Genomic DNA, 17,675 nt, shown 5'->3' on the forward strand with positions numbered 1-17,675 from the left:
AAAAAACACCACAGATATGAAAACTTCTACATCTCTCCGCCAAAACTCAAGTCATTTTTATATAATTGGATTTCTGAGTTTTCTATTAGCATCTTGTGGTTCTTACCAAAATACTTCATATAATGACAATGACGGAGTATATGGTGGCTCAACAAGAACATATGCTACAAATACCACAAACACCAACAATCAATATAAAGACTACTTTAAATCATTGCAAGATGATAATCAGCCAACTGAAATTTTCACAGACGTTGATTCTTACGGTAATTACTCAGATAACGACAGTACACAAACAGCTGCAACCGCTTATCCTGCCTGGGGAAGCGCAAATTCAGAAGTTGCTGTAAACGTATATTCTGACCCTACATGGTCAATGGGATTCGGAATTGGTTTCGGATTCCCATATTATGGATGGGGTTACGGAGGCGGTGGTTATTGGGGCTACCCAAGTTACTGGGGACCTAGATGGGGTTATCCGGGATGGGGATACCCAGGATATTGGGGTGGAGGTTATGGATATGGTTATAATAACTACTCTTACAGCTACGGAAGAAGAGGATCTGCCGCTTATTACGGAGGCAGAAACTATGCATCTAACAGAAGCTACATGACAAACAGAGGTTATAATACCAATAGAAACTACACTTCAGGAAGAAATTATAACACAAACAGAAATAGCTATAATTCATCAAACAGACAAAATGGCTACTCTGACTTTAGAAGAAGTTCTTCTGCAAGCGGAAGAACATATAATTCATCAAGTCCAAGTTTCACAAATAGAAGAGCTACAACTCAAGGTCAAAGCAATAGCTATGATTATTCTAACAGAAGATCAAGCAGCAACACAACCACAAGAAGTTACAACAATAACACAAATAGCTCACCATCAAGAAGCTACTCTCCTAGCCCATCTCGCTCTACGAATAATAGCGGCGGAGGAAGCATGAGATCATCTGGCGGCGGTGGAGGCGGTGGCGGAAGATCATACGGCGGAGGTGGAGGCGGAAGAAGATAATTAACTCTTCACAAATCTAAAAAATCACAATAAAACTTATCCAAATGAAAAAAATATTATTCCTACTTATTACAGGACTAACTGTCAGCGTCTCACATTCACAAGAAATATCAGATGCTGTTCGTTACTCACAAGACAACTTAACAGGAACAGCAAGATTTAGAGCAATGAGCGGTGCTTTTGGAGCTGTTGGTGGAGATTTATCCTCCATGAGTGTCAATCCTGCCGGATCTGCAATTTTCTCTAATAACCAAATGGGAGTAACTTTAAGCAATCAGAACATTAAAAATAACTCAGACTATTTTGGAAATCAGACGAGTGATAAAGAAAACTCATTTCTACTGAACCAAGCCGGAGCTGTATTCGTTTTTCATGATCATAATCCAAATAGCTACTGGAAAAAAATTGCTATTGGTGCAACGTATGAAAACACAAATAATTTTAACAATAATACTGTATCGGTAGGGACTAACCCAACAAATTCTATTGCAAATTATTTTCTGGCGTATGCTAACGGAATTTCATTAGGCGATATAACTCAAATACCTTACAGAGATCAATTTTACAATGAACAACAAGCGTATTTTGGATATAAAGGATATGTAATAAATCCAGTTGCAAATACTGACAACAACACTCAATACACTTCTAATGTTCCTGCAGGAGGTAATTATTATCAGGAAAACGAAACTCACACCAGCGGTTATAACAGCAAATTAAGCTTCAATATTGCTACATCATTTAAAGACAGACTTTATTTGGGAGCTAACTTAAATGTACACATTACAGATTTTAGAAGATCAAGCACATTCTACGAAGACAATGATAATCCATTACAAGCAACAGAAACTATATCAAATTTACGTTTCAACAACGAGCTTTACACATACGGTAACGGATTTTCATTTCAACTTGGTGCAATTGCTAAAGTTACGGAGTCATTCAGACTTGGTTTAGCATATGAATCTAACACCTGGTACGAACTTTATGACGAGGTTTCTCAAAGTTTATACACAACAACGCAAGCTACAGGAGGACAACCAATAAACAATAATGTTAATCCAAATATTGTAAATGTATATGAATCATATACGTTACAAACTCCTGGGAAAACAACTTTTAGCGCAGCTTATATATTTGGAAAATCCGGATTAATTAGTGTTGATTATGCTATTAAAGATTATGGAAATACTAAATACAAACCAACAAACGATGCTGGATTTAGAGGTGTAAACAGCGATATTAGCAATCAATTAACCAGCAATGGCGAATTAAGAGTTGGTGCCGAATACAAAATAAAACAATTAAGCTTGCGTGGTGGATATCGTTTTGAAGGAAGTCCATACAAAAACGGAACAACTATTGGAGATCTAAACAGCTATTCAGGAGGCTTAGGCTATAATTTTGGAGGAACTAAAGTAGATTTAGCGTACTCCTATTTAGAAAGAAAATCGAATCAGGGATTTTTCGCTACAGGATTCACTGATGGCGCTAACATTACATCGAAACTAAATAATGTTTCTTTGACTTTATTATTTGAATTGTAATTAAAAATAAATAGATGAATTGAAATTTCCGTCAGGGTTTACTTGACGGATTTTTTTTAGCCCTAATGATCCCGAAGTTTCGGGGAGATATCCTTTTATAACGGTCCCAGAACTTCAGAAGTCATAAAATACACGAAGCAGTCCTGACAACTATCATTAAGCTTGATAAAAAACAACTAAAAGAAACCGAAACAAGTGGTGTTTGGATAAAAAAAGTGTAATTTTGCACTCCAATTTATAAAAGTATGAGAGCCAAGTCTTTAAAAAAGAACAAAATTAACGTAATCACTCTTGGGTGTTCGAAAAATGTATATGATAGTGAAGTCTTAATGGGACAGCTTCGTGCAAACGGCAAAGAAGTGACTCACGAGGCGCCTGCAGCAGAGGAAGGAAACATCATTGTAATCAACACTTGTGGTTTTATTGATAATGCAAAAGCAGAATCAGTAAACATGATTTTGGAATATGCTGATAAAAAAGAGCGAGGATTGGTTGATAAAGTTTTTGTAACAGGATGTTTATCTGAGCGTTACAGACCTGATTTAGAAAAAGAAATCCCAAATGTAGATCAATATTTTGGCACAACAGAATTACCTCAACTATTGAAAGCTTTAGGAGCTGATTATAAACATGAATTATTAGGAGAACGTTTAACGACAACTCCAAAAAACTACGCTTACCTAAAAATTGCTGAAGGTTGCGATAGACCTTGCAGCTTTTGTGCAATTCCGCTAATGAGGGGGACGCACGTTTCTCAACCAATTGAAAAACTGGTTAAAGAAGCTCAGGGATTAGCTAAAAACGGCGTTAAAGAATTAATTTTAATTGCACAAGACTTAACTTATTATGGTCTTGATATTTATAAAAAGAGAAATCTTGCTGAACTTCTTGAAGAATTAGCAAAAGTAGAAGGCATTGAGTGGATTCGTTTGCATTATGCTTATCCTACCGGTTTCCCGATGGATGTTTTGGAATTAATGAAACGCGAACCTAAAATTTGTAATTATATTGATATTCCGTTGCAACATATTTCAGATTCTATTTTGAAATCTATGCGTCGCGGGACAACTCAGGCAAAAACGACTCAATTATTAAAAGATTTCAGAGCTGCTGTTCCGGGAATGGCGATCAGGACTACTTTAATTGTTGGATATCCTGGTGAAACTCAGGAGGATTTTGAAATTTTGAAAGATTTTGTTCAGGAAATGAAATTTGACAGAATGGGATGTTTTGCTTATTCTCATGAAGAAAATACACACGCTTATTTATTAGAAGATGATGTTCCTGCTGATGTAAAACAAGCCAGAGCAAACGAAATCATGGAATTGCAATCGCAAATTTCATGGGATTTGAACCAGGAAAAAGTGGGTCAGGTTTATAAATGTATTATCGACAGAAAAGAAGGCGCTCATTTTGTGGGAAGATCTGAATTTGATAGTCCTGATGTTGACAACGAAGTTTTGATTGATGCCTCTAAACATTATGTAAAAACAGGGGAATTTGTTAATATAAGGATAATAGAAGCAACAGAATTTGATTTATACGGAGAACCTGCTTAAATTTACCCTATACAATTATCAATTTTAGATAAAAACACTTTTATGAAAGCTATACAATCTTTATTTCTTTTGGTTTTTACCTTATTCTGCTTCAATTCTGTTTCTGCTCAATACGGAAACGGATATAACAATGGTTATGGAGGCGGCAATGGCTATGGCAATAATGGTTATGGAAGAGGTGGCGGAATGGGCATGGACAGAAGTATGATGGGCGGCGGACCGCAAGGAAACACCAGCAAACCTAAAGAAGCATCACCCGAAGAAAATGCAGCCAGAATTGTAGAACAAATGAAACCGGTAGTAAATCTTGATGAACTTCAGGCTATTGCTATTGCAAATGTTTTTACAGACAGCATGAAAGAGCAAGGAATTCTTTTAAAAAATGAAGGCAGCAGTCAAGATGAAAAACTGGAGCAAATCAAAGCACTGAGAGAAAGCACTACAAAAAAAATAACTGCTTTTTTAAATCCGGATCAGATTGAAAAATATACCACTTTCATGGCTGAATTCAAAGAGTTAAAAAAACCTTCGAAATCAAAAAAGAAAAAAGATTCTAAAGAAAACAAAGACACAAAAGAAGTTAAAGAAGATACCGAAGCAACAAAAATTAAAGAATAATTGTTTCCAACCTCATCTTAAAATTTAAGCATTATGGCAAAAAAACATTTTTGTTATCTGATATTAGCACTTATTATTACTGCTTGTTCGACAAACCCTTATAAAACCACAGAAAAGGTTTACGACAAACAATTAAAAACATTAGAAAATCAAATTACAAATAAAGAAGCTCAGCCTATACCTGCGGTTAGTCCTGTAGTTATTGACACTACATATGCAGCACAATTGGGTATTGTAAAGGATACTTTATCAAAAACAGGATCTACTTATTTACTAAATGGAGTAAGTACAGAATGGATTGGAACTGTGAACTTTAATTTAAGAAAGCCAAGCTTTATTGTTATTCATCATACTGCGCAGGATTCAATTCAGCAAACAATTAAAACATTTACCATTACCAGAACACAAGTTAGTGCTCACTACATTATTTCTGAAAACGGTAAAGTAGTTCAAATGCTGAATGATTATTTAAGAGCATGGCACGCCGGAGCATCAACCTGGGGGAAAAATACAGATTTAAACTCTTCTTCAATTGGAATTGAACTTGATAACAATGGTTCTAAACCTTTTACAGAGGCTCAAATTAGCAGTTTAGTAGCGCTTTTAACAAAATTAAAGAAAGACTATAATATTCCGACGCAAAATATCTTAGGTCATGCAGATATTGCTCCAGGCAGAAAACAAGATCCTAGCGCTCTTTTCCCATGGAAAACTTTGGCAGAAAAAGGGTTCGGAATCTGGCCGGATGAAGTATTGGAAGAAGCACCTTTTGATTTTAAAATCGAACAGGCGTTGAGAATTATTGGTTATAACACCAAAAATCTTTCGGCAGCAATTCAGGCTTTTAAATTACACTATATACAAACTGATGCAACTGCAACTTTAGACAGAAAAACAATAGATACTATTTACTCTATTTACAAAAAGCAAATTCAGTAAAAGAATATATAATTCAAACATAAAACGCGTTTCTAAACATTTAGAAACGCGTTTTTTTACGTACAAAATTGCGCAATCCAGATAACTATCAAAATAATGATTTTAGTATTTTTTGCCACGACCCGAGCGATAGCGAACAGGCGAAGCAATTTCACGAATTAACACAAATTAAATGCTGTTTAGCCACAGATTAAAAAGGATTAAAAATGATTTTTTGTCGTACGAATTAAAACAAATAGTTAAGTCGCAGAAATATGTTGACAAATAAAAAATTAGTAAAAATTCGTGAAATTGCTTCGCCTGTTCGCTATCGCTCGGGTCGTGGCAAAAAAAAAGACTAACATTAATCTTTTGAATCAAAACAAAAATTTGTGGACCTATATTAATTTTAACCAAGAGTCCGATAAGATTTAATTTTACTTTACACATCGAAAACACAAAGCTCACAAAGCCAGATCAACACCAAGCTTTGCGGACTCTGTGGTTAAATTTTATTAGCCAATAAAAAATATTGTATGTTTTTTAAAGGTTCGTGTTGATCCAATCTTTTTAAATCAATTTAATCTGTGGCAAAAAAACACCATTCAAATAAAAAAGCTGCCAAAACATGAGTATGTTTCGACAGCTCCAAAAAAAAAAAAAAAAAATATCAATCTTTATCTCTAGAAAGAGTAAGTTGTAGCAATTAATCCGTAGAAAGATCCTCCTGTTGGCAAAGCATCTTTATCTAAAAAGATATCTTCAGAAGCAGCATCGTATCTTAACTCAGGAATTATTGTTAGTTTTCCAACTTTATAATTTAAAGAAACTGTATTTGCAAAAACACTAGATCCTGTTAATGTCCCTAAACTTGGTGCCGCATCCTTAGCATCAAAATATTCAATTCTGTAAGCTAAACTCAAAGATGGTTTGAAAGCATAATTTGCATATCCTACTATAGAAAACCATTCACCGTCTAACGTGCTGTCAAAGTCATTTTTGCTTTTAGCATAAGTTGCATTAAATCCAAGTCCGAAACTATCACTTATTGTTTTTGATGCAGTTAAATCAAACTGAGTTTTATTTTCATCAGATGGTATAACTAAAGTTCCAGGAGTAGGATTAGTACTTCCTGTTGTAAAGTTTAAATAAGCACTTCCTGTATCACCAATATATCCTATTTGTCCTATGTACGTTTTTTGACTTGAACCTGCATCCATTGCAGATTTAAAATCAGTAGGATTTGTGACACCAAGCATCGCTGTAAACTTTCCTGATGTATATTGTGCTTTTACTCCAGTATTAAAGAACGGTCCATAAGAAAAAGCATAAGACATACTGTAGTTTTTATTATCTACTGCATCTAATACTTCATATCCTATATGTGTTCCAAAACTTCCTGCCACTACTTTAAATTTGTCTGTTATTTGATACGTGAAAAATAATTGTTTTATTAAAAATTTTGCATTTATATCTTTATCTGTTGTTTCATTATATGAAAATTCCCCTGCTCTTTTTCCGAAACCTAAATCTACAAAAACAGAAGCTTTTCCGAACGTATGTGATGCTTCTACGGAAGCCATTCCTAATTCGAATGAATCTTGTGAGTTGGTAAAGCTCGTTAATCCATTCATTTGTTTTGAAAAATCATATTTATAGTAAGCGTCTGCCGATCCTCCCCAAGTAGTTGCCGGTGAAACTGAAGCTTCAGTATCATCTTGGGCAAAAGCAAAAGAACTTGTTAACATCGCGGCTAAAATGTGAAATACTTTTTTCATGTGTAATTGGTTTTTAGTTATTAATTGATTCTGGTTAGTTAATCTTTTATATATCTATGTAATAGTATAAGTCATTTCTAAAACCTCTTATTCGCCGCCAAAACATCCTCATTTTCATTAGCGAATTTATTAACTTTTGTATGAGGAATAGACCTGAAGCCTATTTTTTTGACGATTTCATAGCAGAATTATGGATTACAAAAATTAAATTAACAATAATCGTGATTTGACATTTATACTTAATTATTTTTGAAAATTCAATAACCACTTCAACGTGTTTTAAGCCTAAAAAACAGATCAAAACCTAAAAAGGTACCCTGAAAAAGAATTATTAAACGTAAAAAACATCTTAAAAAACAAAACACCCCTATAAAAAATAGGGTATAATAAAATAAAGCAAAAAAATCAGCAATTTAAATTCATAAAAAAGCAAATCCAAATTATAAAACGAGACAGTTAAAATTCTTACAAATACTTTCGTAAATTATTATTATAGTTTTTCAAATTTCTATAATTGGTAATGAAATTTGAAATTACTATTACAAGAAATAAAATAAAAAAAGCCTGTTCAACTTTTTGAACAGGCTTTTGAAAAAACAGAAAACAAAATCTAATCTTGTGTATTGTATTTTCTTAAAAACTCACGAACTTTAATACCGGATTCTTTTAAATCCTGATCTTTCCATTTTCCTTCGGATTTTGCAGATTTTTTTAAAATTGAACATGTTTCATCTTTATCCGAAACTGACCATGTTATCCAGCTTAATTTTTTAGCTTCCATCCAATCTATATATTCTTGCCAGGCTTTACTTTTTAATGGCCCATCACCAGTAGCTTCCATACCGGCAGATTCTGAAACAAAAATTGGCAAACCATTTTTTATAGCTTCGTCGGTTCTGTCTCTTAATTCTTTACCATGTGTCGCAGCATAAAAATGCATAGTGTACATTATATTATCAAATCCTTTAATTGGGTCGGCAGCTGGAAGATTTACATCCTGATCCCAATGTGGTGATCCTACTAAAATAATATTATGAGGATCATTTTCCCTGATTACCTTAATTACTTCTTCGGCGTAAGCCTTAATTTCCGGCCAGGATTCATAATCGGGTTCATTAAAGATCTCATATATTATATTAGGATACTTTGCATACTTTTTAGAAACCTCACCAAAAAATTCTTTCGCTTCTTTGAGATTAATATTATGACTGTGCCAATCGATTATCACATATATATCAGATTTTATAGCTCCGTTTACAACAGCTTCTATTTTTTGTTTAGAAAATTGTTGTTCCTTTATATACGACATTTCTCCTAACTCAATTCCCATTGCTGCACGAACAACATTGCAATTAAAATCTTTTTTTTAACCAATTAACCGCTTTTTCATTATAAAATCTCGGCCACATACTATGCCAGCCAAAACTCATTCCGCGTAAAACGACTGGGTTACTATTTTTATCTACCAATTGAGTTCCGCGAACGCTTAATTGACCATGATGTTTTACAAATTGGGCATTTGAAACAGAAACGATCATTAATAATGTAAGAGTAAATATTTTTTTCATTTTCATAATAAATATGATTTTAAGGAATTAATCGCAAAGTAATTACGTCATGCGGAGCAATATCAGCAGTGAAATTCTTTTTTGTAGTTCCAATTTCCTTATTCTTCCAAAGATCTTTTAGCTTAAAAAAAGCTTTACTGAAATTAGCTTCATAACCAAAATCAGTATCTTTGATGATATGTTTTTTCCAATCGAAGTTGACTTTTTTAGGCACTTCACTCCTATTTAAAAAAGTTACAGCCCAGTTCCCATTAGATAAAGGTTTTACCCAGATTTCTAAACCATCTTCGGCTGAATATTTAAAACCCTGAATTCCCAGTTTATCCTGATCGACAGCTATTAGTTCTTTGTTGGTTAATATTGCTAAAGTTTCTTTTGACATTTTTCTGAAATCATTTCCGGCAACAAGCGGAGACGCCATCATACACCACATCGAGAAATGCGATTTATCTTCAATATCATTCATTTCGTTGCCAACTTCCATCATATCAAAATCATTCCAATGATCCGGACCAGAATATTTACGAATGTCTTTTCGCATTTCTACGATTTTCATAAATCCCCAGGATGACCAATTTCCTTCTTCATGTTTGAATTCGCAATCAAAACAAGGATAAATATCTCCGGAAATTCTCCACAAATTCCCAACTGGTTTTCCCCATTCCCACGGTTGATTATCGCCCCATTCACAAAGACTAAATACAATAGGTCTTCCTGCAGTTTTTAGCGCATTACTCATTGTTGTATAAGCTTCTTTAGCGGTAATTCCTTGTGTGTTACACCAATCATATTTTAAAAAATCAATTCCTAGTTTTGCATAAAATCTGGCATCCTGATATTCATAACCACGAGTTCCGGGATAACCTGCACAAGTTTGTGTTCCTGCACAATTGTACAAACCAAATTTCAAACCTTTACTATGCACATAATCTATTACAGCTTTCATTCCGTTAGGAAATTTAACCGGATCCGGAATTAAATCTCCATTAGCATCGCGTTCTCTGGTCATCCAGCCATCATCCAGCACAATATAATTGTAGCCCGCAGCAGCCATTCCGGAGGAAACCATAATATCTGCTGTTTCTTTTACTAATTTTTCATCTATACCTGTCCCGAAAGTATTCCACGAATTCCAACCCATTGGTGGTGTCATCGCTAAACCTTCAAATTTTCCTGCTAATTGCGTATGAGTATTCCCTTGGCTAAAGCCAAAATTTGACAAACACAAAGCAAATACTAAAATGATCTTTTTCATTATTAAAAATTCAAATTAATTATATTTTAAAAAAAAATATTCCCTAATTGAGTTGATTAGGGAATATTTAAAACAAAACTCAAAATAAATATCTTATTTCAATACAAATCCCATGTCATCCATAAGGATTGTATTTCCGCCAAAATTTCCAGATTCCTGTAAAGTCAACTGATCAAATGTTGTTGGATTTCCAATATCCGAAAAAGGAATTTCGATAGTGGTCCACGTTGACGTTAATGATTTTTTGATTTGATAAGCCCATCCGCCAAAGACGAAAGTTATACTTGCATTGGCATTTTGTGAGATACTCTTAACCTTAACTCTGAATGCTTTATATTTAGAAACATCTCTTGAATTAAATTTCATATCGGCACCATTCCATCCACCAAAAACAAACTTAATGGAGGATTCACCTTGTACTTTATCATCTTTAAAAGAAGTATTAAAAGTATCTGCGGTTTGCCAGGCATTGTGACCTGTATCTCCTTGCAATTCATCATCATAAAGCGCTGAACCAATTGCTTCAGCAGAAACCGCAGCACCAGAAATATTGCTAACTGTTACATATTTATCAGTTGCATTTGCCGGCATTTTAAATTTTACTTCAGTTAAAGTAGAAGAAACAACCGGTACATTTTCTGTTCCAACTTTTACAACAGGATTCAAAAAATAATCACCGTTAAGTGTCACTATATCTCCTTCGGCAGCATTTATGGAATTGAACCAATTAAAAGTAGGAACCGGAGGAGCAACCGTTAAATTAAAAACAGCCGTTCCTTTACCTGTAACAACTTTTAGCTCATTTGAAGCATTTGAATAAGGCGTTTTTTCATCTATTAATATCACTATATCCGTATCTGTTACTAAAGTTGGTCTGAAATAAGTATCAAAATCATTGAAATATACTTTTGTTACAGAAAGCAATCCTTTTCCATGAATGATATAGTAATTTTTTGGATCTACTAAAGTAACCGGAGTCGATGGCAAAAGATTTCCTGCTAAATCATAACCGGAACGTGATATTGATTCTATAACCGGCGCACCTGTATAAGCCGAAGCACTATCATCATTTGAGCATGAACTTAAAAACATTAAAGATAACATCCATGCCATACATGCTGTTGACGAAACAATTTTTATATTTTTCATATTTTTATTTTTAAAAAATTATTTAAAAGTATACGGTGCTACTTCTGTCAATTTTGGATTTTTAATCAAATCATCTGCCGGATAAGGCAATAAAAGGTTACTTGCAGAAATTGAAATGTGTTTTTCTACTAGCTTATCTCCTCTGTTTTGCGCTTCTAATATTGCTTTCGCTTTAGCAAAAGGCAAACGCCCTAAGTCAAAATAGTAATCCCCTTCGCAAGCTAATTCAGCACGTCTTTCTTTAAAAATATCATCAAATGAAATAGAAGCTTTTATAGGAAGTCCCGCTCTCAATCGAACTGCATTAAAAGATTTTAACGCCATTGCATCTGTTGTACTTCCTGACTGTCCGCCTAAAATTGCTTCGGCGTGAATCAATAAAAGTTCCGCGTAACGCATCATATAACTGTTCATACTGCTTTCTCCGTTAAACGGAGGATTAAATGGTCCTGTAATTGGCAAATTTTCTTTTCCGATTACGTATTTTTTCAATCCGCCACCAGAACTTTGGGCTTCGTTTTCGATTGCGAATGTATATCCTAAAATCAATGGAGAATCAACCGCAAGTGTTTGAGCATAAGTTAAATTTGGATAAAAATCACCCGGAAGCATAAATGTTTCTTTTCTTCTTTTATCTCCATCTTCAAAAACATTATGAATTAAATCCTGTGATGGTGCAATCTGACCTGAATAAGTCGTTTCAACCAATCGGTTTTCAGGAGCAAACAAAGTATTTGAAAAGTTTCCTTCAAAATAAGTTCCGGCTCCCGTCCATTGCCATGAAAAGATAGACTCTTCGTTATTGTTATTTTTCTGTAAAAATAAATCAGCAAAAGATTTTGTAGGCAATTCTTCTCCGCCTAACAATTTAAACTCTCCGCTATTAATAACTTCCTGAGCCATTTGTCTCGCTAGATCGTATTTCTTTTGATATAAATACACTTTTGCTAAAAATGCTTTTGCAGATCCGCTTGATACATGAGCATTTGAAGCATAGTCAGAACCTCTGTTTTTAGTTCTTAAATTCGCAATGGCAAATTTTAAATCATTTTCGATAAACTTGTAAACATCTTCGGTAGGATTACTTGGAATTACAAAGTTTTTAGAATAATCAGCATTGTTTTCGATAATTGGCACATTTCCCCATAATCTTACCAGAAAGAAATAAGAAAAAGCTCTGATAAAATGTGATTCTCCCAATGCATTATTCAGCGCTTCTTTACTCACATTAGGTCCAACACTTTGAGGCAGATTACTGATATATGCATTAGAATTTGCAATAGCACCAAAACATGATCTCCACGCATCTGATATAAAAGCTTGTGAATTAGTAAAACTCAAATCTGTGAATTTTCCAAAATCGTTATATTGACTCGCATACATATTACCAGAAATTACATCTGTAATACCGTAAAATGCCGATTTATTCATATTAAACCATACAAGACCGTACAAGCCGTTACTGGCATTATCCAGTTTAGAATCTGAGTCGTAATAGTTACCAATTGTAGGAGTTCCTTCTGCAGGCACATCAAGAAAATCCTGAGAACATGACGATGAGATCAGTAATAGCAACGCCATAGCAACGGCACCGTTTATTTTTAGTATATTTTTCATATTAATTCGTATTAAAATTCAACATTAAAACCAAAAGTTATTTGTCTCGGCATTGGGTAACGTCCGTTATCAACACCTGATAATAATGCGTCCTGGTTATAAGAACCCACTTCAGGATCATATCCTTTATATTTAGTAAATGTGAACAAGTTTTGTCCTGAAGCATAAAGCCTCAATCTGGATAATTTTAGTTTTGAAATGACATCCGAAGGCAAAGAATATCCTAGAGTTACATTCTGAATTCTTAAATAAGAGCCATTTTCAATAAAGCGGGTTGAAACCGCATTGTTGATATGATCGTAAGTTGATGGCGTTGGCAATGAAGCATCTACATTTGAAGCCGAATAAAAATCAGCCGCTTCAGTCAAATAGTTTGTTCCTAAATTACTGTTAATTGTACCTGACGCACGAGTTAAATTCATTAACTTATTTCCTGCCGTTCCCTGAACAAAAACAGATAAATCGACATTTTTATATTTAAAGTTATTGGTAAAACCATAAGTGAATTTAGGGTTTGGATTTCCAATATTTACCATATCTTTTAAGTCTATAACGCCATCATTATTTTGATCTTTGTAAATCACATCACCTTTTTGAAAACTTGGCAATAATGAATTTGTTCCGTTTTTAAGTACCACTTTATTACCCGTTGCATCTGCATGACCGTAAGTAGTCAAATCCTCATCTGTTCTGTAAATTCCTAAAGCCTCGTAACCAATAAATGAACCTATTGGCAAACCTTCCTGCGTTCTTGAAACCGTTACTGTATTATAAGCAAGAGTTCCCATTGTTTTTACAATATTTAATCCCGCCATATTAGTAACCTCATTTACATATTTAGTAAAATTCAGGTTCGCATTCCAGGAAAAATCTTTTGTGAATTGATTAGTATAACCAAGTGTAATCTCAATACCTTTATTTTCCATGCTTCCAAGATTAAAATACGGAGGATTTACGCCACCTTCATAATCTCCACCACCAGAAAGGTAGTTAGGCAAAGGAACCTGATACAAGAAATTTTTAGACACTTTTTTATACAAATCAACCGAAGCCGTTAGTTTAGATTTGAACAAAGCAAAATCTAAACCTAAGTTAGTCTGATCCTGAGTTTCCCATTTCAAATCTTTATTAGGTGTATTTGATGGCAAGTAAGATGTTCCCATTGAACTGTTAATCAAGTGTAAATTTGCATCATACAAATTATTTCCAATTTGGTTATTTCCGGTTTGTCCCCAACCAAATCTAATTTTTATACCGTCAACATATTTTTTAGTCCCTTCCATAAAAGATTCATTAGAAAGTTTCCATGAACCGCCTACAGAACTAAAAACACCCCATTTATTGCCCACGAAAAACTTTGAAGAACCGTCAGTTCTTACTGCGGCAGAAATTCCGTATTTATCGCCATAATCATAAACAACCCTTCCTAAATACGAAGCTAAAGTTTGAGTTCCTGAATATACACCGCTTGTAACCGCTTTAGGCAAATCTGAAGCCGCAAGTGATTTATCATTATTATCTTTATAACCTTCACCTGTAATAGTGTATCCTTCCCAGTGCGCTCTGTTAGATTCCTGGACTGCCAGAACTGTAAAGTTGTGTTTACCAATAGTATTTCTATAAGTAAGCATGTTTTTTAAGTTCCATGAATTTCCGCTTGACGGATTGTAATATAAATTAGCAAAACTTTTTACCGCATTCCCTAATGAGTACATAGGATCAAAACGCTCGCCTAAATTGTCATATAAATAACCACCGGCCTCAAAACGATATTCTAAACCTTTGAATAAATCAACCTGAGTATAAAAGTTTCCTGAATAATTTTTTCTTACCAATGTATTAGATCCTAATAGAGATGTTGCTACAGGATTAACAAACGATGTAGCTCCTCCTGCCGGCGGACCTGCAAAAGCGCCCGATAATTCTCTAACTACCACATCCGGAGTTGCTAATAATGAAGTTGCCACTACTCCATTAAACTGACCGTTTAAAGTTAATTTTTCATCCGTAATTGCACCACTTACATTAATACCAACTTTAATAAATTTATTAACTTTTGCATCAAGATTAGTTCTAAAATTATATCGTTTAAAACCGGATTCAATTACAATACCTTCCTGATTTAAAACGCCACCGGATATGTAATAATTAATTCCTTCTTTTCCACCAGAAAAAGACAACTGATTTGAAGTCATAATTCCAGTTTCATAAATTGCATCCTGCCAATCTGTTCCTTGTCCTAAAACTTCAGGATGAGCAAATTCTGGACGTTTAGCCGTAGGATCATAAACCTCAGCTAAAGCATTTTGATGAACTGCATATTGCTGCAAATTCATAGAATGTAATTTCTTAGGAAGATTACTGATAGAATAAGAATTCTCAAAAGATAGTTTTCCCGTTCCTTTTTTACCAGATTTTGTAGTTACAATTACAACTCCGTTTGCACCACGTGAACCATAAATTGCTGTGGCAGAAGCATCTTTAAGAATATCAATAGATTCAATATCATTAGGATTAATAAGTGCCAAAGGACTTAAAGTGATATTACCTGAGTTAGAAAAGTTCGAATTTCCCGATGCATTTCTACCAGAAGTAGAGGAGTTACGGGCATCACCGGAAATTGGCACACCATCAATTACATATAAAGGCTCGTTTGTTCCTGTTAAGGATGAAACACCTCTAATTTTTACCGAAACATTACTTCCCGGTTCCCCAGAATTACTGCTTACCACAACACCGGCTGCTTTACCCTGCATCATCTGGTCAAATGAAACCACTTTTAAATTCTCAATATCTTTTGAACTAATACTGGAAATAGCACTATTGATGTCTTTTCGCTTTTGAGTTCCGTAACCTATTACGACTACATCTTTTAAGTCTTCGGCATTCGTTTTTAAAACTACATTGATTGTTTTATTTATTCCAACAGCTATTCTTTGGGTATTAAACCCAATAAATGAGAATACTAAAGTTGAATTTGCAGGCACATCAATTGTATATTTTCCGTCGAAGTCAGTAGAAACCGTGGTTTTTTGTCCTACAACCGAAATATTTGCTCCCGGAATAGAAAGTCCTCTGTCATCTGCAACAATTCCTGATACTTTTACCTGCGCCGAAATAAAATTACTGGTCAGTAACAAAAATAAAATCAAGGGAACTACTCTGTGGTTAGCGTTCCAATGAATGAAGTTAGTCATTAGTTTTTTCATAATAAAGTTTGGTTAGTTTAAATTTGTTATCCATAATTCAAGTTGTAAAAGGTTGGTGTTTTATATCTTAAATTATTTAACAAATCTATAACAGTAGAAAACATTAAATCGATAGTATTATATCATTTAATGATAATATTTTTACTATACCACTTTAAAAAAACATATATGAAAATAAAACAGAATAAAAATTACATTATTCGGAAATACCACCAGTCAAACGACTATAAACTATAAATAAAAATTAACAAAATCATCAAAATGCAAACGATTTCGTTAAAAATAATATTTGTTTGTGCAAAAAAAGTATCACTACAAAATACGCTTTAGTCCAGAAAAATCTTCTCTATACTGACTTGGCGTACAATTTTTAATAGCTTTAAAACTACGATTGAAGTTCGCAATATTATTAAAGCCCGACTTAAAAGCAACTTCAGAAACACTCATGTCCTTTTCTACAAGCCAACGCGCGGCATAACCAATACGGATATCATTAATATAATTCACAAAAGTTTTTCCCGTACGTTTCTTTATAAACCGATTGAACGAAATAATCGACATACTCGCAATATTTGCAACATCCTCTAAAGTGATTTTTTCTGCAAAATGTTTCTGCACATATTCGTAAACCAATTTCATTTTATCATAATCATCAAACGTATCATAATCGACTGTATAAGTCGAAAGTAAACGTTGATTTCTGGAATTTGCCAAATCATATAACAAAGACGTAATTTCGAGAAAGTAGTCCATACCATCTAGTTTAGAGAGTTTTACCAGTCTTGGTGTTAATTCTTCTGCAACTTTTTTAGAAAATAAAATCCCATGAATCGATCTATTGAACATATCTCTAATAGGATTCATAATTCGTCTTGCAAGAAAGGATTCATGAAATAAATCATTATGAAACTGGATCGTAATTTCATGAATTTTTTTGCTCGTGCATTTATTTAATTCCCAGCCATGATATAAATTTGGACCAATCAAAACCAATTCGACATTGTCAATTTCCTCAATATTATCACCCACAACACGCTTCACTCCTTTTCCATTTAAAATGAAATTGATCTCAAATTCCGGATGATAATGCACCGGAAAATCAAAGTTGTCTTTTACTCTGTCGAAAACCAAAAAACTATCTCCAGCCGAAAGCGGAGCAATTTCTCTATAAAAATTTTTAGTGCTACTCATCTTTAAAACGATTTTAGAAAGAATATTGATTTTTTTGTTTGCAATAATATGATATATAATTGATAAAATAATATTAACTATACAATAAACATCCGATTATCTTTGAAAAATAGAATTATCATTTTTACAAAAACTACATTCATAATAAACATTAATCATTTTTAATGTAATATCTTTTTATAGTTTTGATAATTTTAATCCAAAAACAGTATCGAATTTCAAATTAACAAATTAGCTGCTTTTTAATT

General features: G+C 33.7%; 13 protein-coding genes. 5 read left to right on the forward strand and 8 right to left on the reverse strand.

Annotated elements, in window-relative coordinates:
* The first annotated feature begins 16 nt into the window (after nucleotides 1–16).
* The 5 genes from KHA90_RS19015 (at nucleotide 17) to KHA90_RS19035 (ending at nucleotide 5,681) form a co-directional block, all read left to right on the forward strand.
* Entirely contained in the window at nucleotides 17–1,018 is a 1,002-nt protein-coding gene (locus tag KHA90_RS19015) for a hypothetical protein (RefSeq protein ID WP_213304745.1), read from the forward strand.
* Between the two features lie 44 nt (nucleotides 1,019–1,062).
* A complete protein-coding gene (locus KHA90_RS19020) occupies nucleotides 1,063–2,565 on the forward strand; it encodes an OmpP1/FadL family transporter (protein ID WP_213304748.1) in 1,503 nt (500 codons plus the stop codon).
* Nucleotides 2,566–2,810: 245 nt separating this feature from the next.
* Nucleotides 2,811–4,124 carry a 30S ribosomal protein S12 methylthiotransferase RimO gene (gene rimO / locus KHA90_RS19025; protein ID WP_213304763.1) on the forward strand — a complete coding sequence of 438 codons (1,314 nt, stop codon included), beginning with the start codon at nucleotides 2,811–2,813 and terminating at the stop codon, nucleotides 4,122–4,124.
* Nucleotides 4,125–4,166: 42 nt separating this feature from the next.
* Nucleotides 4,167–4,742 (forward strand): hypothetical protein, encoded by a 576-nt coding sequence (locus KHA90_RS19030; protein ID WP_213304766.1) that lies wholly within the window; start codon nucleotides 4,167–4,169, stop codon nucleotides 4,740–4,742.
* A 33-nt stretch (nucleotides 4,743–4,775) separates the two neighbouring features.
* Nucleotides 4,776–5,681, forward strand: a complete 906-nt coding sequence (locus KHA90_RS19035; RefSeq protein ID WP_213304784.1) for an N-acetylmuramoyl-L-alanine amidase — start codon at nucleotides 4,776–4,778, stop codon at nucleotides 5,679–5,681.
* A gap of 662 nt (nucleotides 5,682–6,343) precedes the next feature.
* Here the strand turns inward: KHA90_RS19035 and KHA90_RS19040 are convergent.
* The 8 genes from KHA90_RS19040 to KHA90_RS19070 form a co-directional block, all read right to left on the reverse strand.
* Entirely contained in the window at nucleotides 6,344–7,438 is a 1,095-nt protein-coding gene (locus KHA90_RS19040; protein WP_213304797.1) for an outer membrane beta-barrel protein, read from the reverse strand.
* Between the two features lie 610 nt (nucleotides 7,439–8,048).
* Nucleotides 8,049–8,768 carry a glycoside hydrolase family 5 protein gene (locus KHA90_RS19045; RefSeq protein WP_244860435.1) on the reverse strand — a complete coding sequence of 240 codons (720 nt, stop codon included), beginning with the start codon at nucleotides 8,766–8,768 and terminating at the stop codon, nucleotides 8,049–8,051.
* Between the two features lie 22 nt (nucleotides 8,769–8,790).
* Nucleotides 8,791–9,012 carry a hypothetical protein gene (locus KHA90_RS25460; RefSeq protein WP_244860437.1) on the reverse strand — a complete coding sequence of 74 codons (222 nt, stop codon included), beginning with the start codon at nucleotides 9,010–9,012 and terminating at the stop codon, nucleotides 8,791–8,793.
* A 13-nt stretch (nucleotides 9,013–9,025) separates the two neighbouring features.
* Entirely contained in the window at nucleotides 9,026–10,261 is a 1,236-nt protein-coding gene (locus tag KHA90_RS19050; RefSeq protein WP_213304800.1) for a glycoside hydrolase family 27 protein, read from the reverse strand.
* Nucleotides 10,262–10,354: 93 nt separating this feature from the next.
* Nucleotides 10,355–11,410 carry an IPT/TIG domain-containing protein gene (locus tag KHA90_RS19055; protein ID WP_213304803.1) on the reverse strand — a complete coding sequence of 352 codons (1,056 nt, stop codon included), beginning with the start codon at nucleotides 11,408–11,410 and terminating at the stop codon, nucleotides 10,355–10,357.
* Between the two features lie 18 nt (nucleotides 11,411–11,428).
* Nucleotides 11,429–13,027: a RagB/SusD family nutrient uptake outer membrane protein gene (locus KHA90_RS19060; protein WP_213304821.1), complete on the reverse strand. Its 1,599-nt coding sequence runs from the start codon at nucleotides 13,025–13,027 to the stop codon at nucleotides 11,429–11,431.
* An 11-nt stretch (nucleotides 13,028–13,038) separates the two neighbouring features.
* Entirely contained in the window at nucleotides 13,039–16,236 is a 3,198-nt protein-coding gene (locus tag KHA90_RS19065; protein ID WP_213304824.1) for a SusC/RagA family TonB-linked outer membrane protein, read from the reverse strand.
* Between the two features lie 312 nt (nucleotides 16,237–16,548).
* Entirely contained in the window at nucleotides 16,549–17,427 is an 879-nt protein-coding gene (locus KHA90_RS19070; RefSeq protein ID WP_213304827.1) for an AraC family transcriptional regulator, read from the reverse strand.
* Between the last annotated feature and the right edge of the window lie 248 nt (nucleotides 17,428–17,675).

The organism is Flavobacterium psychroterrae (assembly GCF_018380615.1).
Classification (GTDB): domain Bacteria; phylum Bacteroidota; class Bacteroidia; order Flavobacteriales; family Flavobacteriaceae; genus Flavobacterium; species Flavobacterium psychroterrae.

What these genes read in the sequence shown, in the direction of transcription:
- KHA90_RS19015 (WP_213304745.1), top strand. Translation starts at nt 17, where the DNA reads ATGAAAACTTCTACATCTCTCCGCCAAAACTCAAGTCATTTTTATATA.
- KHA90_RS19020 (WP_213304748.1), top strand. Translation starts at nt 1,063, where the DNA reads ATGAAAAAAATATTATTCCTACTTATTACAGGACTAACTGTCAGCGTC.
- rimO (WP_213304763.1), top strand. Translation starts at nt 2,811, where the DNA reads ATGAGAGCCAAGTCTTTAAAAAAGAACAAAATTAACGTAATCACTCTT.
- KHA90_RS19030 (WP_213304766.1), top strand. Translation starts at nt 4,167, where the DNA reads ATGAAAGCTATACAATCTTTATTTCTTTTGGTTTTTACCTTATTCTGC.
- KHA90_RS19035 (WP_213304784.1), top strand. Translation starts at nt 4,776, where the DNA reads ATGGCAAAAAAACATTTTTGTTATCTGATATTAGCACTTATTATTACT.
- KHA90_RS19040 (WP_213304797.1), bottom strand. Translation starts at nt 7,438, where the DNA reads ATGAAAAAAGTATTTCACATTTTAGCCGCGATGTTAACAAGTTCTTTT.
- KHA90_RS19045 (WP_244860435.1), bottom strand. Translation starts at nt 8,768, where the DNA reads ATGGGAATTGAGTTAGGAGAAATGTCGTATATAAAGGAACAACAATTT.
- KHA90_RS25460 (WP_244860437.1), bottom strand. Translation starts at nt 9,012, where the DNA reads ATGAAAATGAAAAAAATATTTACTCTTACATTATTAATGATCGTTTCT.
- KHA90_RS19050 (WP_213304800.1), bottom strand. Translation starts at nt 10,261, where the DNA reads ATGAAAAAGATCATTTTAGTATTTGCTTTGTGTTTGTCAAATTTTGGC.
- KHA90_RS19055 (WP_213304803.1), bottom strand. Translation starts at nt 11,410, where the DNA reads ATGAAAAATATAAAAATTGTTTCGTCAACAGCATGTATGGCATGGATG.
- KHA90_RS19060 (WP_213304821.1), bottom strand. Translation starts at nt 13,027, where the DNA reads ATGAAAAATATACTAAAAATAAACGGTGCCGTTGCTATGGCGTTGCTA.
- KHA90_RS19065 (WP_213304824.1), bottom strand. Translation starts at nt 16,236, where the DNA reads ATGAAAAAACTAATGACTAACTTCATTCATTGGAACGCTAACCACAGA.
- KHA90_RS19070 (WP_213304827.1), bottom strand. Translation starts at nt 17,427, where the DNA reads ATGAGTAGCACTAAAAATTTTTATAGAGAAATTGCTCCGCTTTCGGCT.